Below are 24,319 nucleotides of genomic sequence, written 5' to 3'. Positions count from 1 at the left end.
GGGAAAGCAGTGTGAACGGCTTTGCGGAAGAAATTCGCTGCTGTATCCTTGCGGTCAAATCGGCGCGATGCGCCCAATATCTCAGCAGGCCTTATCAGCATGACCAGATCCCATCCTTCGGCGCGGTCCTCCGCGATCCCCAAAACCGGCGTGTTGCGCGCCCTTGGCACCATGAGCGGCACCTCGCTGGACGGGGTGGATGCGGCCATTGTCGAGACGGATGGCGTGGCGATTCATGGCTTTGGGGCCAGTGCGTATCGCGCCTATGAACCGGTGGAGCGCGCGCAGCTGGCCGCCGCGCTGGGGCACTGGCAGGGGCCGCAGGTGGAGGCTGCGGCAGAGATTGTCACCCGCGCCCATGCGGATCTGCTGGCGCAGGTTTTGTCTGATCAGGTGGGTACGGATCAGGGGGCGGTAGATGTCATCGGCTTTCACGGTCAGACGCTGGCCCATGCGCCGCGAATGCAGGGCACTTTGCAGGTGGGGGATGGCGCGGCGCTGGCGGCTGAGCTGGCAACGCCTGTGGTCTGGGATTTCCGCAGCGATGATGTGCGATTGGGCGGTGAGGGCGCGCCGCTGGCGCCGTTCTTTCACTTCGCCTGCGCGAAATATCTGAAGCGTGACAGGCCTTTGTGTTTTCTGAATCTGGGCGGGGTGGGCAACCTCACCTATGTCGATCCACGGTTTGAGGCAGCGGAGGATCCCGGTGCGCTGCTGGCGTTTGATACTGGGCCTGCGAATGCGCCGATCAATGATCTGGTGCAGGCGCGCTGCGGTCAGATGATGGACGAAGGCGGCGCGATCGCCCGGGGCGGTGTGGTGGAGACCGGCGCGCTGGAGCTGTTTCTGGCGGAGCCTTATTTTGCCCGGATGCCACCGAAGTCTTTGGACCGGAATGATTTCGCTGAGATGATCACGCTGGTGTCCGAGCTGACCGATAGCGATGCGACGGCCACGCTGACGGGCATGTGTGCGGCTGCGGTAGCACAAGGAATGGAGCATTGCCCGGAGCCGCCGGAGGTTGTGTTAATCACCGGTGGCGGGCGGCATAATCCGGTGCTGATGGAGATGCTGCGGGTGTCGCTGGATTGCCCGGTCGCCCCGATTGAGAGCGTCGGGCTGGATGGTGATATGCTGGAGGCGCAGGCCTTTGCCCATCTGGCGGTGCGGGTGGCGCGGGGGCTGCCGACGTCCTGTCCCGGCACCACCGGCGTGCGCGCCTGCGTGGGAGGTGGTGTGGTGAGTGTGCCTGGCGGCGATGGCTGAAGTTTGGCAGCTAAGAAACTATGAAGTTTCTTGGTAAATTTTTGCGTAGAAATTGGGCGTTAGCCGCGCGGGATGTCAAAGCTAGGTGCGGCCAGTTCAAAGCCTTCGAACTGGAACCCCGGCGAGACGGTGCAGCTGACCAGCGTATAGTCTCCGGTGGTGCGGGCGGCCTGCCAGTGGCCCTCGGGGACGATCAGCTGGGGTTCGCCCGCTGTCAGATCAGGGGTCAGCAGGTGGTCCTGTGCCGGGCCATCGTCGCTGGCCGAGAGTGACAGTACCAGCGGCGCGCCGGCGTGGTAGAGCCAGATTTCGGTGGCATCGACCTTGTGCCAATGGCTGCTTTCACCCGCCTTCAGCAGGAAATAGATGCAGGTGCCGGTGGCGCGGCCGTTGTGGCTATCGGCGTTCTCGGCAATCCATGTCTGGCGATAATAGCCGCCTTCGGGATGGGGCTGGAGGTTCAGCTTGGCGATGATCTCATCGGCGGTCATATCTCTGCTCCGTTTGGTCTGGTGGCACAGGGTAGGTTTGGCTCTGGCAATTTGACATTTGCCGCATATGTTTGGGCCATGACATTGCACATTCCCTTTGACAATACATATGCCGCGCTGCCGCCGGTGTTCTACACGAAACAGGCCCCTGTGCCGGTGAAGGCACCGGAGCTGCTGGTCTATAATGCCGCGCTTGGGACGGAGCTGGGTATCACCGCAGGCGAGACGGCTGAAATGGCGGAGGTCTTTGCTGGCAATCGTGTTCCCGATGGGGCCGAGCCGCTGGCGCAGCTTTATGCCGGGCATCAGTTTGGCAATTACAATCCGCAGCTGGGCGACGGGCGCGCGATCCTGCTGGGCGAGGCTGTTGGTCCGGAGGGTAAGCGGCGCGATATCCAGCTGAAGGGATCTGGGCGCACGCCCTATTCACGCGGGGGTGACGGGCGGGCCTGGCTGGGGCCGGTCCTGCGGGAATATGTTGTGAGTGAAGCAATGCACAGCTTAGGCATTCCCACGACGCGGGCGCTGGCGGCGGTGGCATCGGGCGAGACGGTTTGGCGCGAAGAGGGCGGCCTGCCAGGGGCTGTGCTGACGCGGGTGGCCTCCAGCCATTTGCGGGTTGGGACGTTCCAGGTCTTTGCGGCGCGCGGCGAGCAGACGGCGCTGGGTCAGCTGACGGAATATGCGATCCAGCGCCACTATCCTGACGCGGATGGACCGATGGGGCTGTTACGGGCGGTGCGGGATCGTCAGGCAGAATTGATAGCGGCCTGGATGTCGGTGGGGTTCATTCACGGGGTGATGAACACCGATAATTCGTCGATATCCGGTGAGACGATCGACTATGGGCCGTGCGCCTTCATGGATGTGTACCACCCCAGCACGGTGTTCAGTTCCATCGACCGCATGGGGCGCTATGCCTATTCCAATCAGCCCGATATTGCGGTCTGGAATCTGGCGCAGCTGGCGACCGCGTTGATCCAGCAGAGCGAGGATCCGCAGGCGATGGTGGAGGAAGCCACGGAGATCGTTCATGCGATGCCCGCACTGACCGAGGCTGCCTGGCTGCGACGGTTCGGAGCCAAGATCGGTATTGCTGAGGCAATGCCAGAGGATATGGCGCTGATCACCGGTCTGCTGACGCGCATGGCGGAAGGGCAGGCGGATTTCACCAATACACTCCGGGCTTTGCTGGAGGAGGTTGAGCCGGGCACTGGCGCGGCACGGGATCAGTTTCTGGCGCCTGAGAGTTTTGACAGCTGGGCAGAAGACTGGCGCGCACGACTGGCGCAGGAGGCAGACCCTGTGGCGGTGATGGCAGCGGCAAACCCGGTCTACATCCCGCGCAATCACCGGATTGAGGCGATGATCGCCTCGGCTGTGGCGGGGGATTTCGCCCCGTTTGAGCGGCTGAATACGGTGCTGTCGGATCCGTATGTTGTGCAGGAGGGGGCAGAGGATCTGCGCCGCCCTCCGGCGGCGAGCGAGGTGGTGAAGGCGACCTTCTGCGGCACCTGATGCTGCGTGGCTACTTGCGATTGATCAGCACGATGCCGACGGCGACCAGTGCCAGTGCGGCCCAGACCTGTGGGTAGATCACCTCATCCAGCAGGAGCCAGCCGAGAATGGCGGCGATCACCGGTGATAGGAAGCTGAAGGAGGCGACCGCATTGGCGCGGTAGATGCTGATCAGCCAGAGCCACAGCAGATAGCCGAGGCTGGCAATGGCCACGGCCTGAAAGACCACACCGAAAATATGCAGAGCGCTGGGATCGCGCAGAAGCGGACCGAACAGCGGCGAGATCGCCAGCAGCACCAGGGCCGAGGTGGCCAGCTGATAGGTCAGTTGGCGGATGGGCGGCACTGCGGACAGGGGCGAGAGGCGCGCGCACAGGGCGATCCCGGCCCAGGCCAGCGTGGCCGCAAGTGCCAGGACATCACCGAGCAATGAGGCATCGCCGCTGCCCCGGTGCAGGACTGCCAGCACCACACCTCCCATGGCCAGCACAAGGCCGAGCATGCGCAGGGTATTGAGCCGCTCTCCGGGCAGGAGCAGATGGCCTGCCAGCGCCAGCCAGACCGGCATGGAGTTGAAGATAATGGTGACGCGGGACACTGATGACAGGTCCAGCGCGATGTAAAGACAGACAAATTCAGCGGTGAACAACAGACCGGACACCAGCCCCCAGAGATGGACGGAGCGGGTCCAATGTGTTGGGGTCTGCACAGGGGCTGGGGGGCTTGCGCGTTTCAACTGGCCGCGAAAGGCGAGCCATGCAAGCAGCACGCCGAGGCCGATCAGGGAGCGCAAGCCTGCCTGAAACACCGGGCCAAAGCCGCCGTTGGAGACCTTGATCACCACTTGATTGAAGCCCATTAGCCCGCTGAAGCCGATCAGCATCGCGGCCCCAAGGCCGTCCATTGTGCGTTTTTCACTCATGGCGCCAGAGGAGGGGCGGGGGATCACAGAGTCAAGGTGGCAAAACAGATGTTTAGGTCACTGCGGGTGTGCCTCGCTGGGCTCTGGCCTGCCATCTGGTTTTGGGTCATGCTGCGGGGCGTATCGCGCATCAGATTGGCAGCAGATAAGGCAGGCGGAATGACGCAGGAACGGAGCACGCAGTCAGGTCGGCTGCGCTTGGCGAGCTACAATATCCAGAAGTCTGTCGGGTTAGATCTGCGCCGCCGCCCACGCCGGACCTTGCAGGTGATCGAGGGGACGGGCGCTGATCTGGTGCTGTTGCAGGAGGCGGACAAGCGGTTGCCGCCGCGCCCGGCTGCCTTGCCGCATTTCGTTCTGGATGAGGCCGGTTGGCAGATCGTGGATCTGGGCGGAGCCGGGTCCTTGGGCTGGCATGGCAATGCGGTGATCTGGCGGGGCGATGGGATCGCACTACAGGACCATGGCCATATCCCCTTGCCGGGGCTGGAGCCGCGCGGCGCGGTCTGGGCGCTGTTTCAGACCGGGCTTGGACCGCTCAGGGTGGTGGGAGCGCATTTGGGGCTGACCACCAGAGCGCGCCATGAGCAGGTACATCATCTGGCCGAGGTGATTGCCGAGCAGCCTGAGTTGCCGACGGTCTTTGCCGGAGATTTCAACGAGTGGTCGCGCCAGCCGGTGCTGGAGCATCTGGCCCCGCAGCTGCGGTTTGTGCCGCCGCGCGCCAGTTTTCCGGCGCTGCGCCCCATGGGCGCGCTGGACCGGATGGCGGTGAGCGCGGGGCTGGAGGTGGTGGACAGCGGCGTTTACCGGACGCGGCCCGCGCATATTGCCTCCGACCATCTGCCGGTCTGGGCAGATCTGGTGGCAGCGGATTAGGCCGTCGATCCGCAATTGCGGTGCCATTGGCGGGTGACGGGCACGTAGAACAGCCGAATGGATAGAAAAAGCCGGAGACGCGGATTGCGACCCCGGCTTTCAATCTGGTTTCAGGTGCGGCCCTGAAGAGGGCCGCTGAGGTCACCCGGTCGGGCTTACTGGGCGCGGCGGCGCTGACCGCCGGGTTTGCCCTGTCCGCCACCTTGGCCTGCACCCTGACCACCGCTGCGCGCGCCGCCCTGGCCGCCGCCACCGCTGCGCCGCCGACGATGACCGCCGGGTTTGCCGCCACCGGGTTTGCCGCCACCGCGACGTCCTGTCGGAGCCTTGGCATCGGGCAGCACCTCCCACGGACGGCCAGAAGCCACCGGGATATTGAGGTTCATGGTCTTCTGAATGGCCTTCAGCTCGACCATCTCATCGGGGGCGCAGAAGGCTACGGCCTGACCATCCTTGCCAGCGCGTGCGGTCCGGCCGATGCGGTGCACATAGGCGTCCGGGACGTTGGGCAACTCGTAGTTGTAGACGTATTTCACGTCGGGGATGTCCAGACCACGGGCCGCCACATCGGTGGCCACGAGGATCTTCACCTCGCCGGATTTGAACGAGGCAAGCGCGCGTTCGCGCTGGCCTTGCGATTTGTTGCCGTGGATTGCCGCCACTGAGAAGCCTGCTGCGGACAGCGTCTTCATCAGTTTTTCCATACCGTGTTTGGTGCGGCCAAACACCAATGTACGCTCATCCTTATGGGCGCCCAGCAGCTCCTTCAGGAGCGACAGCTTTTCAGCCTTGGCGATGAAATGCACCGATTGGGTGATTTTGTCTGCAGCTTTGCCGGGAGGGTTCACCTCAATCCGGACCGGGCTTTGCAGGTAGGAGTTGGCGATCTCGTTCATCTGCTTGGGCATGGTGGCCGAGAACAGCATGGTCTGGCGCTGTTCGGGCAGCAGTGCTGCGATTTTGCGCAGGGCGTGGATGAAGCCGAGGTCCAGCATCTGATCCGCCTCGTCCAGGACGAGGAAGTCGCAGGAGCCAAGGTCCAGCGCGCCACGGTCAAGGATGTCGAGAAGACGGCCGGGCGTGGCGATCAGGATATCGGTGCCGCGCGACAGGCGGCTGATCTGCGGGTTGATCGACACGCCGCCGACAACCAGGCCGGTTTTGATCGGGGTGCCTTCGGTCAGGCCCTTGAGGTTGGCGGCGATCTGGTTGGCCAGCTCGCGGGTCGGCGCCAGCACCAGACCGCGCACGGTCTTGGCGGCAGGCTTGCGGCCGTATTGCATCATCTGGGCAATCAGGGGCACGCCGAAAGCGGCGGTTTTGCCGGTGCCGGTCTGCGCCAAACCCAGTACATCCTTGCCGTTCAGCGCATGCGGGATGGCGCGCGCCTGAATCGGGGTGGGATCTGTGTAACCCAGCTCTGCAATGCGGGTCAGGAGCTTTTCAGGCAGCCCCATGGTTGAAAATTCTGTCACGTCTCGTCCTTTCACAGCCGGGCGGATACCACGGCCGGTGCCGCCCATGCGAATGCCGGGCGGAGTGTCGTTGGGGCAGGGACCTCGGGCGGACGGGCATCATGCCAGACCGCTGGTCGCTGCGAGTGCCCCACGCGTGATATTGGGAACGGTGGCATATCCTTAGGGTCGGTTCAGCGGCCTGCGCACGCATCTGGCGCGGCCCGACGTCCTCTGCTCACGCGGCAGGGAGGGATGCCTGCAGCGGGAGATGGGCCTGTCGGCGAAGAAAGTCAATGGTCAATTGCGGCTTATTCTGCGCCAAAGAATGTAAAAACCCGGTTTGCGTGGCCCGCGTCTTTGTATAAACAGGGACGCCACGCTGCATAGAGGACGGTCATGAGCGAGACGATTATCGCACGCTGCGAAGCCATAGGTCTGCGGATGACAGGCCAGCGACGGGTGATTGCCCGCGTGCTGCAAGAGAGCGCCGATCACCCGGATGTCGAGGAGCTCTATGCCCGCGCCAGTGCCCTGGATGGGGCGATTTCTCTGGCGACGGTCTATCGCACGGTGAAGCTGTTTGACGAGGCAGGCATTCTGGAGCGGCTGGAGTTTGGCGACGGGCGCGCGCGCTATGAAGATGCCGACCGGGAGCATCATGACCACCTGATCGATATGACCACCGGCGCAGTAATTGAGTTCTGCGACCCTGAGATTGAGGCTTTGCAGGAAAAGATCGCCGAAAAACTGGGCTATGAACTGCGGGGGCATAAGCTGGAGCTTTACGGCGTGCCTCGTAAGCGGGACTGAGCGGCGCAGGTCGTTATCTTTTCCAAAGAAAACGGGACGGAATTTTGCGGAAAATTCCGCTGCGCGACCGGGCTGGTGCGGGTTGCCCATCACCGGGTGTGATGGCAGAGGTCACATGAAGTCATGGGGCGACGTCGCAAACGGAGTAGTTCGGTGTCGCTGGCTGATGTTTGTTGGCCGGATTGGTCGGCGCCGCTGCCTCGCGGTCGTTCACAAATCACCATCATGGGCACAAACCGCCATCACGGGACGATCACGATGAACAATGTCACAGGAATTTTGTTGGTGATCCTCGCGATGGCGGGGTTCTCGCTGGAAGATATGTTCATCAAACAGCTCGCCAAATCGGTGCCCGTCGGTCAGATCCTGATGATGCTGGGTCTTGGCAGCGGCACGGTGTTTGTGATCTGGGCCAAGTTGCAGGGACACCGGGTTCTAGCGCCACGCAACTGGCGCTGGCAGCCGGTATTGCGCGCCTCACTGGAGGCATTGGCAGCGGTCAGCTTTGCCTCGGCCCTTGCGGTGGTGGATATCTCCACCGTGGCGGCCGTGTTTCAGGCGATGCCGCTGGCGGTCACGGTCGGAGCGGCGCTGTTTCTGGGCGAGGACGTCGGATGGCGGCGCTGGAGTGCGATCCTTGTCGGCTTTGCGGGTGTGTTGATGATCGTGCGGCCGGGGCTGGCCGGATTTGAGCCGGGTGTGTTGTTGGTGCTGATCTCGGTGGTAGCGGTTGCGGCGCGCGACCTGATGACGCGGGTGATGGACAGCGCTGTGCCCTCTGCCGTGGTCAGCTCGCAGGCCTTTGGGTCGGTGATCCCGGCGGGGTTGGTGATGCTGCTGATCCTGCCCGGAGAGCCTGTGGCCCTGCAGGGCGGCCAGTGGGGCATGCTGCTGGGTGGTGTGATCTTTGGCGTGCTCGGTTACTATGGCATCGTTACTGCGACCCGGATTGGCAACGCCGCTGTGATCACGCCGTTTCGCTACTCCCGGCTGGTTTTTTCGACTCTCATCGGCGTGGTGGTCTTTGCCGAGGCACCGGATGCCATGACGCTGATGGGGTCCGCGCTGATCATTGGCTCGGGGCTGTATACCTTCTTGCGGGAGCGACGTCTGGCGCGACGGGCGGCGCGGGCGAAGGGGGCAGTTGCGGCCTGAAGCGTAAGCGGCGAAAACCCGCGGTAATTGGTTGCGCAAACAGGTGCCTGTTAGCCCTAACCCCGTAAAATAAGTCACGTTAGCGATAACGCCTGTGGTTTACTTTTGCCCTGTGGATGCTATGACGCTGGCAAGAATTGCCGCAACCATTTGCCAAGATCAGGGACCCGAGTGATGAGCACTATTATCGATATCCACGCCCGTGAAATTCTGGACAGCCGGGGTAACCCGACCGTCGAGGTTGATGTCATGCTGGAAGACGGCACCATGGGCCGCGCAGCTGTGCCATCTGGCGCCTCGACCGGGGCCTATGAGGCGGTGGAAAAGCGCGACGGTGACAAATCCCGCTACATGGGCAAAGGCGTGCTGGAAGCCGTGGCTGCGGTGAATGGCGAGATTGCCGAAGAGCTGGTCGGCTTTGACGCGACTGAGCAGGTTGCTGTCGACATGGCGATGATTGAGCTGGACGGCACCGAGAACAAGGGCCGCCTGGGTGCGAATGCTATTCTGGGCGTGTCGATGGCTGTTGCCAAAGCCGCCGCTGATTTCACCACCCAGCCGCTCTATCGCTATATCGGCGGCACCTCGGCGCGGATGCTGCCGGTGCCGATGATGAATATCATCAATGGCGGCGAGCACGCCGACAATCCGATCGACATCCAGGAATTCATGATCATGCCGGTGGCTGCGGAGAACATCCGTGACGCGGTGCGCATGGGCTCCGAAGTGTTCCACACCCTGAAGAAAGAGCTGTCGGCGGCGGGTCTCTCCACTGGTATCGGCGATGAAGGCGGTTTTGCCCCCAATATCGCCTCCACCCGCGAAGCACTGGATTTTGTTCTGAAGTCCATCGAGAAAGCGGGCTATAAGCCCGGTGAGGAGATCTATCTGGCGCTCGATTGTGCGGCGACCGAATACTACAAGGACGGCAAATACGTTCTGTCCGGCGAGGGGAAGACCCTGTCGTCTGATGAGAACGTGGCCTATTTGGCGGCGCTGGTGAAGGACTATCCGATCATCTCTATCGAAGACGGCATGGGCGAGGACGACTGGGATGGCTGGAAAGCGCTGACGAACGAGCTGGGCGATAAGGTGCAGCTGGTTGGCGACGATCTGTTCGTGACCAATCCTGCACGTCTGGCCGACGGCATTGCACGCGGTTGCGCCAACTCCATGTTGGTCAAGGTGAACCAGATCGGCACCCTGACCGAGACGCTGAAGGCGGTCGATATGGCGCATCGCGCGCGCTACACCAACGTGATGTCGCATCGTTCGGGGGAGACCGAGGACGCCACTATCGCCGATCTGGCAGTCGCCACCAACTGCGGTCAGATCAAGACCGGGTCGCTGGCGCGGTCGGACCGGCTCGCGAAATACAACCAGCTGATCCGGATTGAGGAACTGCTGGGTGAAGTGGCCGAATATGCGGGCCGCTCAATCCTGAAATGAGAGAAAAGGCCGGGGCGTTTGCTCCGGCCTTTTTACCTGGTGTTTGTATCTGTGGTGTTTGACCATGCTTAAGAAGATTGCGCATTTCCTTATTCGCAGAGCGGAGCGCCGGGTTGGCGTTTCTCTGGATTACTCTCATGCGATTGCGGATGCCGATTTTGGCCTGCTGACGCGTTACAATCGGGTCTTCGGGTTTCTGGATCCCAACCGTCATGTGCCGGCGGCTGCCTATCATGCGGCACGGCTGACCGGGGCGTTGAGTGCGGATTGTGGCACCTGTGTTGAAGCTGAAATCAACCTCGCAAAAGCCGCAGGGCTGACGCCGGAGCTGATCCAGTCGATCCTGACAGGAGGCGCGCTTGAGCCAGATCTGGAGGCGGTTGTGCGGCTCTCCGGGGCCGTGGCCGGAGCGCGAACGGATGACCCTGAGGCGCGGGAGTTGGTGCGCGCGGCTTATGGCGAGGCGGGGCTGATTGAGTTGAGTTTTGCGATGAACGGTGCAGCCATGCTGCCCGGTATCAAACGCGCGATGGGCTATGCCACAGCCTGTGATCTGCAACTGATGCGCCGCTTGGCCTGAGGCGCGGCCGCCCCTCGTGTGGGGGCGGTGATCTCAGTCTGCGCCTTCCCGAAATCTCGTCCCAGGTAAGACCCAAGTCGGCAGAGGCTCTGGCGAAGGGCCCGTCATCTGGCCAGTGTCAATCAAGGCTCATTTTTCCAATATGTGCGAATAGCGCGCGTATGTGGCTTTGTTCACAGACGCGTGAGAACGGCTGTGGCAGTCTCTGGATCAGGCGCTACGGGGGTGGCGCTGGCTGAGGAGGGGGAAGACCATGCGTGTAAGACCACATCCGAAGCCCCGGCGAACCGTTTCGGTAACCAAGGCTGACGCAACAATGCCGGTTGGCGCTGCTCTTGCGACGGCCGGTGCAGGAAGCTGGCTGCCGATCGGGGTTGTTGTTGCGGTGGCGCTGCTGGCGGGGTGCGCGGGGCCTGGGCGCTATCCGCTGAGCGGGCAGACTGTTGGGATGAGTGATCCGGTTCTTAGCCTGTCGATGACACAGGGCGCGACTGTTGCCGGGGGGCTTTGACGCGCGCTGCCAAGGGGGATCGACAGCATCTGGGCCCTCTCTCTGTTCCGGGGGGCCTGCGCCGACGGGGGGCGCGGCTTTTTCAGCCGTTGGCGAATGGGAAAGACCCTGAGGGCGATTGGCTCTCAGGGTCTTTTTCGTCTGTATGATATCATCTTGGACCGTTTGGATCGCGGTCAGACGTGGGGTGGCTGGTTTACCTGGGCCTTAGGGGCAGGCCGCTGTGTAATAGGTGCCATCGCCGCGCGAATAGGCGCATTGGCGGGATTGGTTGTTCTGGGCCACCACGGTGCCCGCAGCCGCGCCACCAAGGGCGGCGATGAGGCGCCAGTCGTCATCTGCCTTGAGCGCATCGGCGGCGATCAGACCGGCGGCGGCACCACCAGCCACCCCGGCGACGGTGCGTTGTTCCGGCGTGAGGTCGGAGCAGGCGGAGAGGGCCAGAGTTGCGGCGCTTAGCCCGGCGAGAATATGCGTTTTCATGAGGTTTCCTTTCCTGTCTTATATGCGGTTCTGTTGATCCGGACGCGCAAGGGTCGTTGCGGTCATGATATTCTTGCGCCGTGGAGCGACCGTATATTGAGTGGTCGCTGCGTGATCTGGGGGTGGCCCCGTCCGAGCTGAGACAGGGGGCCACGCCGCGCGGGGGGCGCGGTAGATCCGGTTGAATTCTGTGGCAGACCAGAGCCACCTCACCCCTGGGGCGGCTCTGGTCTGCTGGCCGGGTCTCACCCCTGATCCCCGGCCGGTTTGGCCATTGATGTGGCCGCAGCAGTCTGGATCTGGTCCCTCTCGGCTCCCCTAAGCCGTTATTGAGGGGGCATATCCCATCGGAATGCGCCGGACCCGTGCTGGTGTTTATGCCGTTGGCTTTGCCACGGCGACCGCCCCGGTGGGCGATCATGCGCTGCGGCTTCTGCCGCTGTCTCAGTTGCGCTGCCAAAGCTCTCTCTGGCGGCGCGCTCCCACACGTCCCACGGTGTGTTCAATGCCGGTCAGCGGTGCGGAACATTGTCAGGTTCTGCCATGCGCTGTCTGAGAAGGAACGCGCAACCTGTGTATGGGTTCCCTCCGCGTGAAAAAAAACATGTGGAAAAATTGCTGCGGGCGCAGCGCAGGGCGACTGGACCTGTTGGTTTGGCCGTCATGTTGTACCCGTCGGGACCGTTTGCCCTGCGATCGGATCAGAGCTTGCGGCTCATCAGCATGTATTTCTCGCGCGGCTCGAACCGGGCGCGGGCATAGAGGTTGCGGGCGGTGTCATCGGTCTTGTCCACCTCCAGGTGCAGCGCCTTGATGCCAGCCTCTGCGAGGGTGCGGGGCAGCGCAAACAGCACCTCTGTGGCGATGCCGCGACCGCGCACCGGGGGACGGATGAACAGCTCATCCACAAAGCCGTCCATGCCGCCGAATTCCACCGACCAGCTGAAGGTCACGACGATATAGCCCACAGGCGCGCGGGCGGGGCCGATCAGATAGACCGCGCCATAAGGCAAGCCTTCCAGCAGCGGTTCAATCGCGGCGCGGCGCAGCGTATCGTCAGAGGTGATCCCCATTTCGCTGTGGAAGGCGGCGGCGAGATCCAGAACCCGGTCCAGATCTTCGGGGCGGGCGAGGTGCAATGCGGCACTCATGAGGTTTCCTTTGTTGCCAGCGCGTTGATCGCGTGCGCTTCTGCCTTTTGCACCCAGTCTGATTTGCAGTCACCATACCCATGCATGTCACCGGGATGCAGCGCGGCGCATTTGTCCTTGATCGCGGCATAGCCTGCCCGCAGTGCCGGGTCGGCTCGCAGAGCATCGCGAAAGGCGATATGGCGTGTGATCTCGTCAGAACCGTCGACATAACAATGCGCCTGCACCCGGCGTTTTCCGGTTTCTGGATCATCGTAGCGGCAGTAGCGCCGTCCGGGCAGGCCGAACTCACCCAGCCATTCGAAGCCAAGTGCCTCAATTTTCGAGCGGGCGGCATCCATAGCGGCTTCGCTCTCAAAGACAGGTATGAGGTCAATGATGGGTTTGGCGGGTAGATCAGGCACCGAGGTCGACCCGATATGATGAACCGTTACCAAGCCAGATACCCCGCTGTGGCACCAACGGTCTGCTTCGGCTTTGGCCTGTGCCGGCCAGTTGGGGTCGGGAGCAACAACCAGGCTCATAGTTGTGCCAATCGGCTTGTGATGAGATCAAAGAAGCCGTCGGCATCTAGATCGCCGATGAACAGCGCATTGGCCGGGCGGTCTGTGACCCCCCACCAATCGGCCACGGTCATGCCCAGCGTCAGCTCCGACGTGGTTTCCACCACCACGTTGATATTCCGGCCCGAGAACAGTTCTGGCCGGATCAGATAGGCAATGACGCAAGGGTCATGCAGCGGGCCGCCTTCGGAGCCGTATTTTTCCACATCGAAGCGTTCAAAGAAATCGAGCATCTCGGCGGTGAAACGCGCCACTTTGGTATCGAGGGCACGGATCTTTTCGACACGTGCGCGAGTGGCGAGCGCCTTATGGGTGACGTCCAGCGGCATCATGGTGACCGGCACGCCTGATGTGAGCACTGCGGCGGCGGCCTCCGGGTCGACATAGATGTTGAATTCTGCCGCCGGGGTGATGTTGCCGACCTCGAAATAGGCGCCACCCATCAACACGATTTCCTGCACGCGGTCCACGATATCGGGGGCCTTCTGAAAGGCGGCGGCGATATTGGTCAGCGGTCCCAGTGGGCAGAGTGTGACGGTGCCGGGTTCTTCGTGGCGGAGGGTGTCGATGATGAAATCAACGCCGTGGGCCTCCGCCAGCGGCATGGTCGGTTCCCACAGCTCGGGTCCGTCCAGACCGGTTTTTCCATGCACATGTTCGGCGGTGATCAGGGGCCGTTGCAGAGGGGCGTCACAGCCTGCGTGCACGGCGACATCCGGGCGGCCTGCCACCTCGCAGACGCGGCGCGCGTTGGTCTGTGTCAGGGCCAGAGGCACATTGCCAGCAACACAGGTTATGCCAAGAAGATCAACCTCTTCAGGGCTGGCCAGTGCCAGAAGAATGGCGACTGCGTCGTCCTGTCCGGGGTCGGTGTCGATGATGATCTTGCGCGCGCTCATGGGGCTGTCCTTCTGGTCGTCGCGCCGACCCTCGCAAGGGTGGCGGGCAATGTCCAGCGGTGGCGCGGGCTGCGGTCGGGAATTCGCCGGTTTCCTTCCACCCGCAGATCGAAAAGGCGCGCCGGATATGGCGCGCCTTAGTGGTGTGTCTGCCTGTGCAGCAGGATCAGGCGGCAGCTGCGCCCATGGTGTCATCCATCGCAGAGAGCAGAATACCCGCGATCACATCCAGTTCGTCGCGGCTGAGGCGCACAGGCAGCCGGACATCGCAGGCCTGCATCAGCATGGCACGGGTCCGTGGCAGCTCCGGGATATCGCGCAGGAACTGCCAGTTCCAGAAGGCGCGGGCATTGTCTGCTGAACGGCCAAAGATCTGTACCTTGACGCCTCGTGCCTCGGTTGCGGCGGCAAAGCGGGTGATCTCATCATGGCTCATGTCAACCAGATTGAACTGGATCGAATCCGGGGCGCGCTGCTCCGGTGCCAGCGGTGCGGGCACGTCGATATGCGGCGAGCGGTTCAGCTGATCGGCCACGTAGTCGTGGTTCTTCAGCCCGTCACGGACCCGGCGGGCCAGTTCCGGCAGTTGCGGGCGGATCACCACGGCGGAAAGGTTGCTCATCCGCAGATTATAAAGCGGCAGTTGGTTTTGCCATTTTGCAAAGGCCTGTTCCAGTGCGCCGGTATTGTCGCCGGGAGCGGCTTTGTGTTTCTTCCAGTTATGCTCATAAGCGCCTGACATGATCACCGCGCGGGCCACCAGATCGGCATCATCAGTGACCAGAATGCCCCCTTCGCCGGCGTTGATCATCTTGTAGGACTGGAAGGAGAAACAGCCGATGGCGCCCAGCGTGCCGATATTGCGGCCATGCCAGGTGGTGCCGAGCGAATGGGCGGCGTCTTCAATCACCGGAATGTCACGCGCCTGACAAAGCGCCATGATCGCATCCATATCGGAGGTATGACCGCGCATATGGCTGATGATCACCGCCTGCACATCGTCCAGCTTGGCCTCAAAATCGGCCATGTCGATGCGGTAGTTCGCGCCCACCTCGCAGAGCACCGTTACGCAATCGGCATGCACGATGGAGGAGGGGACCGCTGCAAAGGTAAAACCGGGGATCAGCACGCGCGCATCACGGGGCAGGTCCAGCGCCTTCAGCGACAGGAACAGCGCCGCCGAGCAAGATGACACCGCCAGCGCGTATTTGCTGCCAAGGAGTTGGGCAAATTCTTCTTCCAGCAGGGCGACGGGCGCATCCTGCCGCGCGGTATAGCGAAACAGATCGCCAGACTGCATCAGCGCCTCAATCGCGGCGCGCGCGGCCTCCGGGATGGGTTCTGCCTGATGGACATTCGGGACCTGCGACGGGGATGTCTGGCTCATATTTCAAAATCCTGAAATTACCTTTTCAAAAATATAAAAGGTATGTGAGCAAATGCCAAGCACCCCCGGCCAGACTGGCGGGTTTTGGCGACGAATTTCACGAAACTGTTGCTTTGGGCCTCTCCGAGGACAGGGTCGGCGCGCCGTGTTGGCGGGCGCCTCGCCGGATCTTAGATACCCAGCCTGTCCCGCAGCGAATACCAGGTCATGGCCAAGGCCAGCAGCGGGCTGCGCATGGCCGCGCCGCCGGGGAAGGCGGGGGCGGGCACGCGGGACATCGTGTCAAACCCGTCGCTGTCACCGGCGATGGCGCGCGCCATCAGCTGACCGGCGTGTGTGGCAGTGCCGACACCATGGCCGGAATAGCCAGACGCGCTGAGAACATTCGGGGCAAGCCGGGCCAGATAGGGCATACGTTTCATGGTGATGGCCAAAGTGCCGCCCCAGGCGTAGTCGATTTTTACATCACGCAGATGTGGGAAAATCTCGGTCATTGGCTTGCGCACGGTGGCGGCGATATCGCTGGGGAAGCGATAGCCATAGCTCTCACCGCCGCCAAACAGTAGCCGCCCGTCATGGCTGAGCCGGAAATAGTTCACCACGAATTTGCTGTCAGCCACCGCCACATCGCGGGCCAAGACGCGTGCGGCGTCGGCGCCCAAGGGTTCGGTGGCGGCGATGAAATTGTTGATTGGCATCACCCGCGTGGCCACCTGCCGGTTGAGGCCGCCGAGATAGCCGTTGCAGGCCAGAACCAGCTGATCGGCGGTGACTTGCCCTTCGGCGGTGCGCAGGCGGATCTGCGTGCCGTCTTCGATATCCAGAACCTCGCTGCCCTCACAGATCCGAACCCCGGCTGCCGCCGCCGCACGGGCAAGGCCGAGGGCATAGGCCAGCGGATGCAGATGGGCCGCCCCCATATCGAGCGAGCCGCCAACATAGGCAGGCGAGGGGCAGACGGCCTGCAAACCAGCATGATCCAGCGCTTCAATCTCGCCGTAGCCATAGCGGTCCTGCAGATGCGCCACATAGCGATGTTCGTCGTCGACTTCTCCTTTGGAGAAACAGGCATGGGCGATGCCTGGTTTCAGGTGGCAATTGATGTCGTGACGGGTGATCAGAGATTTCACCAGATCCTTGGCTTCCTGAGCCAGGGTCCAGAGTTTGGCGGCGTCGCCGTCCCCCATGAGCTTTTCCAGCCCATCCTGCTCCATGCGCTGGCCACTGCCCAGTTGCCCCCCGTTGCGGCCCGAGGCACCAAAGCCGACGCGGTTTGCCTCCAGCAGGATGACCGAGCGCCCGGCTTCCGCCAGATGCAATGCGGCGGAGAGGCCGGTGTAGCCGCCGCCAACAACGCAGACATCGGCGCGGGCCTCTCCTTGCAAGGGGGCAAAGGGCGCAAGCGGTGTAGCGGTGGCCGCATACCAGCTGTTGGGATAGGTCCCCTTCTGGTCATTCGAATAGAGCAGGTTCAGGCCCATGGCACACCTCAATCCCCGGCAGGCGCCGCCTATGAGGCGAAGCGCAACTGCCTGTCATCTTTCCATAAATACTCACCAGCGCTGAGGTCGCTGAGGACGCCAGCGCTGGCAGGTTTAGACGTTGAGTAGCAGGTGCTCACGCTCCCAGGGGGAGATCACCTGCAGGAACTCGTCATATTCGGCGCGTTTCACGATGGAATAGACGCGGGCGAACTCCGGCCCCAGCACCTCATGCAGGTCTGTGGCTTCCTCAAAGAGATCCAGCGCCTGACCCATGACCTGTGGGATATCGCCGTCGCCGGCGTAGGCGTCTCCCTTGAATTGCTTGCGGGGGCGTTCCTCACGGGTGAGACCGAGATAACCACAGGCCAGGGACAGCGCGATGCCCAGATAGGGGTTGCAGTCCATGCCTGCGATGCGGTTTTCCACGCGCCGTGCTTCGGGGCCGGAGAGGGGGACCCGGATGCCGGTGGTGCGATTGTCGCGGGCCCATTCCAGATTGATCGGGGCGGCCTGTTCCTTCACGTAGCGGCGATAGGAATTCACATAAGGCGCCATCACCGCGAGACCGGCGGGCAGGTGGTTCTGCAACCCGCCGATGAAGTGATAAAACGCATCCGTCTCACCACCCTGCGGACCGGAGAAGATATTGTCGCCGCTCTCCATGTCGATGATCGAATGGTGGATATGCATGGCAGAGCCGGGTTCGTCGGCAATGGGCTTGGCCATGAAAGTGGCAAAACAATCGTGGCGCAGCGCGGCCTCGCGGATCAGCCGTTTGAAGTAGAAGACCTCATCGGCCAGTTTCACCGGATCGCCGTGGCGCAGGTTGATTTCCAACTGCCCGGCGCCGCCTTCCTGGGTGATGCCGTCAATCTCAAACCCCTGATGTTCGGCGAAATCATAGATATCGTCGATCACTGGCCCGAATTCATCCACTGCGGTCATGGAATAGGCCTGTCGGGCGGCGGCAGGACGGCCGGAGCGGCCCATCATCGGTTCGATCCCACGGGCAGGATCGGTGTTACGGGCGACCAGAAAGAACTCCATCTCTGGGGCCACAACCGGATCCCAGCCGCGATCATGATAGAGCTGCACCACCCGTTTCAGCACGTTGCGCGGGCTGAAGGGGATTGGCTTGTGGTCACGGTCATAGGCGTCGTGAATGACTTGCAGCGTCCAGTCACCGGTCCAGGGGGCGGCGGTGGCGGTGGACATGTCCGGTTTCAGGATCATGTCCTTTTCGATCCAGCCATCGTCGTCCGCTGCCTCGGCCCAGTCGCCGGTGATGGTTTGATAGAAGATGCTGTCGGGCAGGTGGAAATAGTCCTGCTTGGCAAATTTGGATGCTGGCACCGCCTTGCCCCGGGCGATGCCCGGCAGGTCCGAGATGATGCATTCAACCTCGTCGAGACGACGGCCCTCCAGATAGGTTTTTGCTGCATCGGGAAGCGTGTCGAGCCAGGCTGACATCAGGTCCTCTCTTTCTTGAAGAAGGCGTTGAGGAAGGTTGCGATTTCACCCGATTGGACCGGGTGGTGTAATTCTGTGCTGGCGGCATCCAGGATCGCATCCGGCACCACGCCGCGTCCGCGGCTGTCGATCAGGCCACCGACAAAGCTGCTGGCGAATTCGGGATGCGGCTGCAGGGTCCAGATGTGATCGCCATAGGCGAGGATGCCGTTCTTGCAGTGGTCATTGCCGGCCAGCACCCGCGCGCCCTCGGGCAGGGCGGTGACCTGGTCCTGATGCCACGCATTGAGGCGCAACGGCTTGCCATCCATCTGATAGGTGACCGGACCCACGGCCCAGCCGCCGCCAAATTTCTCAACCTTGCCGCCAAGTGCCTGCGCGATGATCTGGTGGCCAAAGCAGATCCCGACCAAGGGCTGTTTGCTGGCGTGGATCTCGCGGATCAGGTCTTCTAGCGGCGGGATCCAGTCATGATCCTCGTAGGCGCCGTGTTTGGAGCCGGTGATCAGCCAGCCATCTGCTGCGTCGGCACCGCTGGGAAAGACGTTGTCGACCACCGCGTAGGTGTCAAAGTCAAATTCGCCGTCGGCCAGCAGGTTGCGGAACATCTGGTCATAGTTGCCTGCGCTGTCGATCAGGTTTTCGGGCGCGTGGCCGGTTTGCAGAATACCAATTTTCATGGGTCACCAAATTTGATCAAATTAAGCCTAGCCGAGGACCGCAACTCAGGCAAGCGCTTGATGCGGAGCGTTGTAGGCTTTGATTGGCTGATGTCATACCGCCTCAAGCCAGGACAGCCAATGGCTCTCCGCTGGACGCTCGGCGAAGCCTGCCAGCTCTTGGCGTTTCATCATCACCAGATTGCGGATCACGCGATCCGGGAGAATACGGGCGATCAGGGGATCGCTGTCGAAGAGGTCAACCGCGGCTTTCCAGTTGGGGGCCAGCTGTGGCAACCCGTCAATCTCATAGATGTTGCCTTCGGATGGGGCAGGCGGTGTGGCGGCGTCCTCGATCCCGGCGAGGGCCGCGCCGAGCACCACGGAGAGCATCAGATAGGGGTTGATGTCGCCGCCAGCGACCCGGTGTTCGATGCGGCGCGCCTTGGGGCTGCCGCCGGGGATACGGATCGCGGCGGTGCGGTTTTCATAGGCCCAGGCGGCGCTGACGGGGGCATGGGCGCCGGGTACCAGCCGGTCGTAGGAATTGCCATGTGGCGCCAGGATCAGCGTGCTGGCGGGCATCGCTTTGAGGCAGCCGGCCACCGCGTTCATCAGCAGATCAGAGCCGCGCTCGGTGCCATCGTTGAAGATATTGTTGCCGTCCTCATCCTCGACCGAGAAATGCACATGCATGCCATTGCCGGCCTCCTCGGCATAGGGTTTTGCCATGAATGTCGCGGCAAACCCATGCTTGCGGGCCAGACCTTTAACCAAGGCCTTGAACAGCCAGGCATCATCAGCGGCGCGCATGGCGTCCTGATGGTTGAGGTTGATTTCGAACTGGCCCAGACCCGCCTCCGAGATGGCGGATTGAGCGGGAATGCCCATCGCCTCTGATCCTTCGTAGAGGTCGGTGAAAAACGCATCGAAGGCATCTAGTTCCGCGACCGACAGGACCGACTGCTGATCCAGCTCCCGGCCTGTGAGCGGGTCGATGGGTGGGGCGGGCTGTGCGCCGCTGTCATCGAGCAGGCTAAACTCCATCTCGGTGGCGGCGACAACGCGCCAGCCGCGCGCTGCGTAGCGCGCCAGCACATCGGCCAGCACATGGCGCGGATCCCCCATGAAGGGGCGACCGTCTTCCCAGTACATTGCCATCGGAACCAGCGCTGATGGGTTTGTCAGCCAGGGCATCGGCACAGCGCCCCGTTCGGTCGGGAACATCACGCCATCGGCATCGCCCGTTTCAAACACCAGAGGGTTGTCTTCCACATCGCGGCCCCAGAGATCGACGTTGAGAGTGGAGATCGGCATCCGTGCGGCACCATCTGCCAGCTTGTCTGCCAGCCCCACGGGCATACGCTTGCCACGCATTTGGCCGTTCAGGTCACAGGCGGCAATGCGGATAGTGCGCAGATGAGACAGATCCATCGGAGGCTCCCTAGTTGATTGCCCCATTACTAAAGCAGGATCCGCAAGACGCAAAGAAAATTTGATCAAAAGTTTTGTTGGCCCGATCAGAGGCACCGGCAGGGCAAAGAAAAAGGCGCCGTTGAGGGCGCCTTTTGGTTGCAGGGTTCCGGAGATCTGATCAGCGGATCAGATTTGGTTTATAGCGGATCTTGCGGCGCTTCTCCTGCGGCAGATGGGCGTTCAGCCGGGTGTTGATGAGGCCAAAGATGCCAATCACCACCAGTGTCAGCAGGATGAAATAGAAGGCCAGGATCGGGTAGGGCACGAAGGGGTTGAACGTCTTATCCGCGAAATAGCTGGCGTAGTAGAGTGCATCGCCGCGCTGTTGCCAGGCCGGGAAACCGGAGAAGAACACCAGAGTGGTGGCATGGAACAGAAAGATCGCCTCGTTCGTGTAGGAGGGCCAGGCCAGCCGCATCATTGTTGGCCACATGATTCGGCGAAACCGGGTCCAGCCGGACAGCCCATAGGCATCTGCGGCCTCGATATCGCCCTTGGGGATCGAGCGCAGCGCGCCGTAGAAGATCTCGGCGGAATAGGCCGCGGTATTGAGGATCAGCACGATCAGCGCGCCAAGCCAGGCCGCCGACAGCGGGTCGAAGATTGGCGAGACCGACTTCAGTTGCAGGAACAGGAAGTAGGCAAAGAAGAACTGGATGAACAGCGGCGAGCCGCGAAAGATGAAGATGAACCACTCAGCGGTTTTGCGCAGCGGCGTGGAGGTGGAGTTTTTGGCCAGCGCCACGCCATTGGCGATGACAAAGCCGATGACGACGGCGATGGCGCCAAAGTAGATGTTCCACAGCATCCCCGAGCCAATGAGGACAAACTGATCGCAGAGGGTGAAATCGCTGCGGGGCAACATGCGTTCGCCGAGGCCGAGCGCGCGCAGGCCGTAGTCCTGAAGGGTCTGAATACAGCTCATGACGCTTTCCTTTGCGCTTCACCTGCGAGGGTGGCCTGACCATGGGCGAGCCGGGTGCGGATGCGTTCGAGCACGACTTCGGAGAGTTTGGTAAAGGCGAGGTAGAACACCAGCAGGCCGAGGAAATACCACATCCGCCAGTCGCCATGGGGGTAATCGGTGAAACGGGCGGTTTTGGAGCCGCCAAGCTCACGCGCCCAGTAGACGATATCCTCCACTCCCAGCAGGAACAGCAGCGGCGTGGCCTTGATCAGCACCATCCACAGGTTGGACAGGCCGGGCAGCGCATAGGTCCACATCTGCGGCACCAGAATGCGCCAGAAGGCCTGACGATGGGTCATGCCATAGGCTTCGGCGGTCTCAATCTGGGCACGGGGCACGGCCCGCATCGCGCCAAACAGCACGTTGGCTGCAAAGGCGCCGAACACGATGGCAAAGGTGATGACCGCAAGCGAGAAGCCGTAGACCTCGTGGATCCACTGATCGGAGGAGCTGAGCGGCATCTTGGCGATGTCACAGACAACGAAGTCATTGCCCTGCCGTACGGGCGCGTCCCAGTCGGGGCATTTCACCTGATGGCGCAGATATTCAATGCCCTGATCCAATGCGATCACGAAAAACAGGAAAAATGCGATGTCCGGCACGCCGCGCACCACAGCGATATAGGCCTTCCCGAGCCAGGAGAGCGGTGTGAAATGCGACCGGGCGGCCATGGCGCCGCCGAAGCCAAACGCCAGTGCTGCCGGTGCGGTGACGGCCAGAAGCAGCAGCACCGTCCCAAAGGAGGCGTAGAAAGCAAAATGCTTGCCGGTGGTCAGGTAACAGCTCAGCCACTGGAAACCCTCCAGGCTGGCCGGATCAGAGCAAAAGGAGAAAATGGTGGGCCTCGTTCGGACAAGGACGGGTCAGGCGCAGCTACGGGGCCGGGACCGGTCTAGGGCGAAAGGGGGCATGGCGCCCCCCTTCCTTGATATCAGGATGATGCGAGGGCTCAGAACTGGCCTTCGATTTCCCATTTTTCCAGCAGGGCGTTCAGGGAGCCGTCTGCTTTCATCGATTCGATGGCCACGTCGAACTTGCCGCGCAGCTCGTCATCGGATTTGCGGAACGCCATGCCGATGCCGTCGCCCAAGAGGACGTCATCTGCGACGAATTCCATCTCTGTTTCGCCCACGATCGGGATCAGGAAGTCCTTGTCGGCCATCACTGCGTCCACTTCGCCTGCTTTCACAGCGGCGACGGTTTCATCCGGGGTGGGGAATTCAACCAGGGTGGCACCGGTGGAGGCAACATGTGCCGCCTGAATGGTCGAGGCCTGAGCCGCAACAACCGCGCTATTCACATCCACATCAGCCGACATCGCGGCATAAGCGGAGGGCGACGGGCGGGTGTAGCCGGTGGTGAAGTTCACGACTTCCTTACGTTCGGCCGTGATCGACATGCCGGCGATGATGGTGTCGTAGTTGCCGGACAGCAGGTTGGGGATGATCGAATCCCAGTCGTTGGTGACCCACTCGCAGTCCAGCTCAGCGCGTTTGCACAGCTCATCGCCCAGCTCACGCTCAAAACCGTCAACCTGACCGTCATCGTTCAGGAAGTTGTACGGAGGGTAGGCGCCTTCGGTGCCCAGACGCACGGTGTCTGCCATCGCGATGCCCGCAGTCAGGGCCAGTGCAGCGGTGCTAAGGATAAGAGATTTCATGAGGTTACTCCCGTTTGGTTAGGTTTTTTGTTGGTGGTTATTTGCCGTGCCGTGTGGAGGCAAGGAAGCCGCGCAGTCGCTCGGATCGGGTGCTGCCGAAGACTTCGTCCGGGCAGCCTTCTTCTTCGATCAGGCCTTTGTGCAGAAACACGATGTGGCTGGAGACATCTGCGGCCATGTTCATGTCGTGGGTCACGATGATCATGGTGCGGCCTTCAGCGGCGAGATCCTTGATCACCTTGACCACCTCCTGCTCCAGCTCGGGGTCGAGGGCGGAGGTGGGCTCATCAAAGAGCAGTGCCTCAGGTTCCATACAGAGGGCGCGCGCGATGGCTGCGCGCTGCTGCTGGCCGCCGGAGAGCTGCGCAGGATAGGCATCACATTTGTCGCCGATCCCCACCTTGGTCAGGTATTTGCGGGCGGCCTCCTCCACCTCGGCGCGGTCGCGGCCGAGCACGGTCAGCGGTGCTTCCATCACGTTTTGCAGAATGGTCATATGCGCCCAGAGATTGAACTGCTGGAATACCATGGACAGGTTGGTGCGGATGCGCAGCACCTGTTTTGCATCCGAAGGACGCCGGGCAAGGCCGGTTCCAGACCAGTTGATCGGCTCACCCTTGAAGAGGATATCCCCCTCCTGGCTGTCTTCCAAAAGGTTGCAGCAGCGCAGCAGAGTGGACTTGCCCGACCCGGAGGATCCGATGAGGGAAACCACATCGCCGCGGTGGGCGGTGATATCGACACCTTTGATCACTTCCAGCTCGCCATATGACTTGTGCAGGCCGCGGATTTCCAGAACTGGCGTTGTGTCGGTCAAGGTGTCTCTCGTCCAATTGTCGTTGAATTCGTCCTTATTGGACCGAAAAAAAGCGCGGATGCAACGTGCAAACCGAGAAGGCACGCGAGGAAATTGGCATTTTGGCAGATAATCTGATCAAATTGTCCTTGGGCTGTTAACGGGCGGGGCATCTGTCGGTCTTTGGGCCGGTGCTGTCGTTAGGGTATCGGCGTCGGCCAGGTCGTGGTGCGGTTGTATGTGTGGGGTTTCCGCTCCGGGGCCAGCCGGAGCGGAAGCCTCTGTC

24 protein-coding genes are annotated in these 24,319 nt (G+C 62.0%); 8 read left to right on the top strand and 16 right to left on the bottom strand.

Annotated elements, in window-relative coordinates:
* Nucleotides 1–99: 99 nt before the first annotated feature.
* Nucleotides 100–1,266, top strand: a complete 1,167-nt coding sequence (locus tag GAL_RS11485) for an anhydro-N-acetylmuramic acid kinase (RefSeq protein ID WP_024097750.1) — start codon at nt 100–102, stop codon at nt 1,264–1,266.
* Between the two features lie 59 nt (nt 1,267–1,325).
* Here GAL_RS11485 and GAL_RS11480 read toward each other — a convergent pair whose 3' ends face one another.
* Complete coding sequence (locus GAL_RS11480) at nt 1,326–1,757, bottom strand: cupin domain-containing protein (protein WP_024097749.1); 432 nt, start codon at nt 1,755–1,757, stop codon at nt 1,326–1,328.
* 78 nt (nt 1,758–1,835) lie between these two features.
* Here GAL_RS11480 and GAL_RS11475 point away from each other — a divergent pair, with 78 nt between their 5' ends.
* Nucleotides 1,836–3,275 (top strand): protein adenylyltransferase SelO, encoded by a 1,440-nt coding sequence (locus tag GAL_RS11475; protein WP_024097748.1) that lies wholly within the window; start codon nt 1,836–1,838, stop codon nt 3,273–3,275.
* 10 nt (nt 3,276–3,285) lie between these two features.
* Here the strand turns inward: GAL_RS11475 and GAL_RS11470 are convergent, their stop codons facing one another.
* On the bottom strand, nt 3,286–4,197 hold the full coding sequence (locus GAL_RS11470) for a DMT family transporter (protein WP_024097747.1): 912 nt from the start codon (nt 4,195–4,197) through the stop codon (nt 3,286–3,288).
* Between the two features lie 159 nt (nt 4,198–4,356).
* Between GAL_RS11470 and GAL_RS11465 the strand changes: the two genes are divergently transcribed.
* Nucleotides 4,357–5,076 (top strand): endonuclease/exonuclease/phosphatase family protein, encoded by a 720-nt coding sequence (locus tag GAL_RS11465; protein WP_040104152.1) that lies wholly within the window; start codon nt 4,357–4,359, stop codon nt 5,074–5,076.
* 155 nt (nt 5,077–5,231) lie between these two features.
* Here GAL_RS11465 and GAL_RS11460 read toward each other — a convergent pair whose 3' ends face one another.
* Nucleotides 5,232–6,551 carry a DEAD/DEAH box helicase gene (locus GAL_RS11460; protein WP_040104151.1) on the bottom strand — a complete coding sequence of 440 codons (1,320 nt, stop codon included), beginning with the start codon at nt 6,549–6,551 and terminating at the stop codon, nt 5,232–5,234.
* 378 nt (nt 6,552–6,929) lie between these two features.
* Here GAL_RS11460 and GAL_RS11455 point away from each other — a divergent pair, with 378 nt between their 5' ends.
* The 5 genes from GAL_RS11455 to GAL_RS11435 all read left to right on the top strand — a co-directional run bounded on the left by GAL_RS11455 (nt 6,930) and on the right by GAL_RS11435 (nt 11,038).
* On the top strand, nt 6,930–7,343 hold the full coding sequence (locus tag GAL_RS11455; RefSeq protein WP_014874254.1) for a Fur family transcriptional regulator: 414 nt from the start codon (nt 6,930–6,932) through the stop codon (nt 7,341–7,343).
* A 258-nt stretch (nt 7,344–7,601) separates the two neighbouring features.
* Entirely contained in the window at nt 7,602–8,498 is an 897-nt protein-coding gene (locus tag GAL_RS11450; RefSeq protein WP_024097744.1) for a DMT family transporter, read from the top strand.
* 174 nt (nt 8,499–8,672) lie between these two features.
* Entirely contained in the window at nt 8,673–9,947 is a 1,275-nt protein-coding gene (gene eno, locus GAL_RS11445; protein ID WP_024097743.1) for a phosphopyruvate hydratase, read from the top strand.
* Nucleotides 9,948–10,011: 64 nt separating this feature from the next.
* Complete coding sequence (locus GAL_RS11440) at nt 10,012–10,527, top strand: carboxymuconolactone decarboxylase family protein (RefSeq protein ID WP_024097742.1); 516 nt, start codon at nt 10,012–10,014, stop codon at nt 10,525–10,527.
* Between the two features lie 253 nt (nt 10,528–10,780).
* Nucleotides 10,781–11,038, top strand: coding sequence for a hypothetical protein (locus tag GAL_RS11435; protein WP_024097741.1), 258 nt, complete (start codon nt 10,781–10,783; stop codon nt 11,036–11,038).
* Nucleotides 11,039–11,245: 207 nt separating this feature from the next.
* Here GAL_RS11435 and GAL_RS11430 read toward each other — a convergent pair whose 3' ends face one another.
* The 13 genes from GAL_RS11430 to GAL_RS11365 form a co-directional block, all read right to left on the bottom strand.
* Complete coding sequence (locus GAL_RS11430; protein WP_024097740.1) at nt 11,246–11,521, bottom strand: glycine zipper 2TM domain-containing protein; 276 nt, start codon at nt 11,519–11,521, stop codon at nt 11,246–11,248.
* Nucleotides 11,522–12,222: 701 nt separating this feature from the next.
* Nucleotides 12,223–12,672, bottom strand: coding sequence for a GNAT family N-acetyltransferase (locus GAL_RS11420; RefSeq protein WP_024097739.1), 450 nt, complete (start codon nt 12,670–12,672; stop codon nt 12,223–12,225).
* Nucleotides 12,669–13,196, bottom strand: coding sequence for a GrpB family protein (locus tag GAL_RS11415; RefSeq protein WP_024097738.1), 528 nt, complete (start codon nt 13,194–13,196; stop codon nt 12,669–12,671). The genes GAL_RS11420 and GAL_RS11415 overlap by 4 nt, the downstream gene beginning before the upstream one ends.
* Nucleotides 13,193–14,134: a nucleoside hydrolase gene (locus tag GAL_RS11410; protein WP_024097737.1), complete on the bottom strand. Its 942-nt coding sequence runs from the start codon at nt 14,132–14,134 to the stop codon at nt 13,193–13,195. Before GAL_RS11410 ends, GAL_RS11415 begins: the two co-directional genes overlap by 4 nt.
* Before the next feature lie 166 nt (nt 14,135–14,300).
* Nucleotides 14,301–15,521, bottom strand: coding sequence for a DegT/DnrJ/EryC1/StrS family aminotransferase (locus GAL_RS11405; protein WP_024097736.1), 1,221 nt, complete (start codon nt 15,519–15,521; stop codon nt 14,301–14,303).
* Between the two features lie 170 nt (nt 15,522–15,691).
* Nucleotides 15,692–17,002: an NAD(P)/FAD-dependent oxidoreductase gene (locus GAL_RS11400; protein ID WP_024097735.1), complete on the bottom strand. Its 1,311-nt coding sequence runs from the start codon at nt 17,000–17,002 to the stop codon at nt 15,692–15,694.
* Nucleotides 17,003–17,116: 114 nt separating this feature from the next.
* On the bottom strand, nt 17,117–18,475 hold the full coding sequence (locus GAL_RS11395; RefSeq protein ID WP_024097734.1) for a glutamine synthetase family protein: 1,359 nt from the start codon (nt 18,473–18,475) through the stop codon (nt 17,117–17,119).
* Complete coding sequence (locus tag GAL_RS11390) at nt 18,475–19,155, bottom strand: type 1 glutamine amidotransferase (RefSeq protein WP_024097733.1); 681 nt, start codon at nt 19,153–19,155, stop codon at nt 18,475–18,477. Before GAL_RS11390 ends, GAL_RS11395 begins: the two co-directional genes overlap by 1 nt.
* Before the next feature lie 93 nt (nt 19,156–19,248).
* Nucleotides 19,249–20,568 carry a glutamine synthetase family protein gene (locus GAL_RS11385; protein ID WP_024097732.1) on the bottom strand — a complete coding sequence of 440 codons (1,320 nt, stop codon included), beginning with the start codon at nt 20,566–20,568 and terminating at the stop codon, nt 19,249–19,251.
* 160 nt (nt 20,569–20,728) lie between these two features.
* On the bottom strand, nt 20,729–21,535 hold the full coding sequence (locus GAL_RS11380) for an ABC transporter permease (protein WP_024097731.1): 807 nt from the start codon (nt 21,533–21,535) through the stop codon (nt 20,729–20,731).
* Nucleotides 21,532–22,413 (bottom strand): ABC transporter permease, encoded by an 882-nt coding sequence (locus tag GAL_RS11375; protein WP_081731420.1) that lies wholly within the window; start codon nt 22,411–22,413, stop codon nt 21,532–21,534. The genes GAL_RS11380 and GAL_RS11375 overlap by 4 nt, the downstream gene beginning before the upstream one ends.
* A gap of 113 nt (nt 22,414–22,526) precedes the next feature.
* Nucleotides 22,527–23,237, bottom strand: coding sequence for a transporter substrate-binding domain-containing protein (locus GAL_RS11370; RefSeq protein ID WP_024097729.1), 711 nt, complete (start codon nt 23,235–23,237; stop codon nt 22,527–22,529).
* 37 nt (nt 23,238–23,274) lie between these two features.
* On the bottom strand, nt 23,275–24,054 hold the full coding sequence (locus tag GAL_RS11365; RefSeq protein ID WP_024097728.1) for an ABC transporter ATP-binding protein: 780 nt from the start codon (nt 24,052–24,054) through the stop codon (nt 23,275–23,277).
* Nucleotides 24,055–24,319: the final 265 nt, after the last annotated feature.

Source organism: Phaeobacter gallaeciensis DSM 26640, assembly GCF_000511385.1.
In the GTDB taxonomy this organism is placed as follows: Bacteria; Pseudomonadota; Alphaproteobacteria; order Rhodobacterales; family Rhodobacteraceae; genus Phaeobacter; species Phaeobacter gallaeciensis.
Note: the sequence above shows the minus strand (reverse complement) of the source record. Positions and strands in the feature narration are given on the sequence as shown.

Excerpts from the sequence above, each read along its gene's own strand:
- GAL_RS11485 (WP_024097750.1), top strand. The coding sequence starts at position 100 with ATGACCAGATCCCATCCTTCGGCGCGGTCCTCCGCGATCCCCAAAACC.
- GAL_RS11480 (WP_024097749.1), bottom strand. The coding sequence starts at position 1,757 with ATGACCGCCGATGAGATCATCGCCAAGCTGAACCTCCAGCCCCATCCC.
- GAL_RS11475 (WP_024097748.1), top strand. The coding sequence starts at position 1,836 with ATGACATTGCACATTCCCTTTGACAATACATATGCCGCGCTGCCGCCG.
- GAL_RS11470 (WP_024097747.1), bottom strand. The coding sequence starts at position 4,197 with ATGAGTGAAAAACGCACAATGGACGGCCTTGGGGCCGCGATGCTGATC.
- GAL_RS11465 (WP_040104152.1), top strand. The coding sequence starts at position 4,357 with ATGACGCAGGAACGGAGCACGCAGTCAGGTCGGCTGCGCTTGGCGAGC.
- GAL_RS11455 (WP_014874254.1), top strand. The coding sequence starts at position 6,930 with ATGAGCGAGACGATTATCGCACGCTGCGAAGCCATAGGTCTGCGGATG.
- GAL_RS11450 (WP_024097744.1), top strand. The coding sequence starts at position 7,602 with ATGAACAATGTCACAGGAATTTTGTTGGTGATCCTCGCGATGGCGGGG.
- eno (WP_024097743.1), top strand. The coding sequence starts at position 8,673 with ATGAGCACTATTATCGATATCCACGCCCGTGAAATTCTGGACAGCCGG.
- GAL_RS11440 (WP_024097742.1), top strand. The coding sequence starts at position 10,012 with ATGCTTAAGAAGATTGCGCATTTCCTTATTCGCAGAGCGGAGCGCCGG.
- GAL_RS11435 (WP_024097741.1), top strand. The coding sequence starts at position 10,781 with ATGCGTGTAAGACCACATCCGAAGCCCCGGCGAACCGTTTCGGTAACC.
- GAL_RS11430 (WP_024097740.1), bottom strand. The coding sequence starts at position 11,521 with ATGAAAACGCATATTCTCGCCGGGCTAAGCGCCGCAACTCTGGCCCTC.
- GAL_RS11420 (WP_024097739.1), bottom strand. The coding sequence starts at position 12,672 with ATGAGTGCCGCATTGCACCTCGCCCGCCCCGAAGATCTGGACCGGGTT.
- GAL_RS11415 (WP_024097738.1), bottom strand. The coding sequence starts at position 13,196 with ATGAGCCTGGTTGTTGCTCCCGACCCCAACTGGCCGGCACAGGCCAAA.
- GAL_RS11410 (WP_024097737.1), bottom strand. The coding sequence starts at position 14,134 with ATGAGCGCGCGCAAGATCATCATCGACACCGACCCCGGACAGGACGAC.
- GAL_RS11405 (WP_024097736.1), bottom strand. The coding sequence starts at position 15,521 with ATGAGCCAGACATCCCCGTCGCAGGTCCCGAATGTCCATCAGGCAGAA.
- GAL_RS11400 (WP_024097735.1), bottom strand. The coding sequence starts at position 17,002 with ATGGGCCTGAACCTGCTCTATTCGAATGACCAGAAGGGGACCTATCCC.
- GAL_RS11395 (WP_024097734.1), bottom strand. The coding sequence starts at position 18,475 with ATGTCAGCCTGGCTCGACACGCTTCCCGATGCAGCAAAAACCTATCTG.
- GAL_RS11390 (WP_024097733.1), bottom strand. The coding sequence starts at position 19,155 with ATGAAAATTGGTATTCTGCAAACCGGCCACGCGCCCGAAAACCTGATC.
- GAL_RS11385 (WP_024097732.1), bottom strand. The coding sequence starts at position 20,568 with ATGGATCTGTCTCATCTGCGCACTATCCGCATTGCCGCCTGTGACCTG.
- GAL_RS11380 (WP_024097731.1), bottom strand. The coding sequence starts at position 21,535 with ATGAGCTGTATTCAGACCCTTCAGGACTACGGCCTGCGCGCGCTCGGC.
- GAL_RS11370 (WP_024097729.1), bottom strand. The coding sequence starts at position 23,237 with ATGAAATCTCTTATCCTTAGCACCGCTGCACTGGCCCTGACTGCGGGC.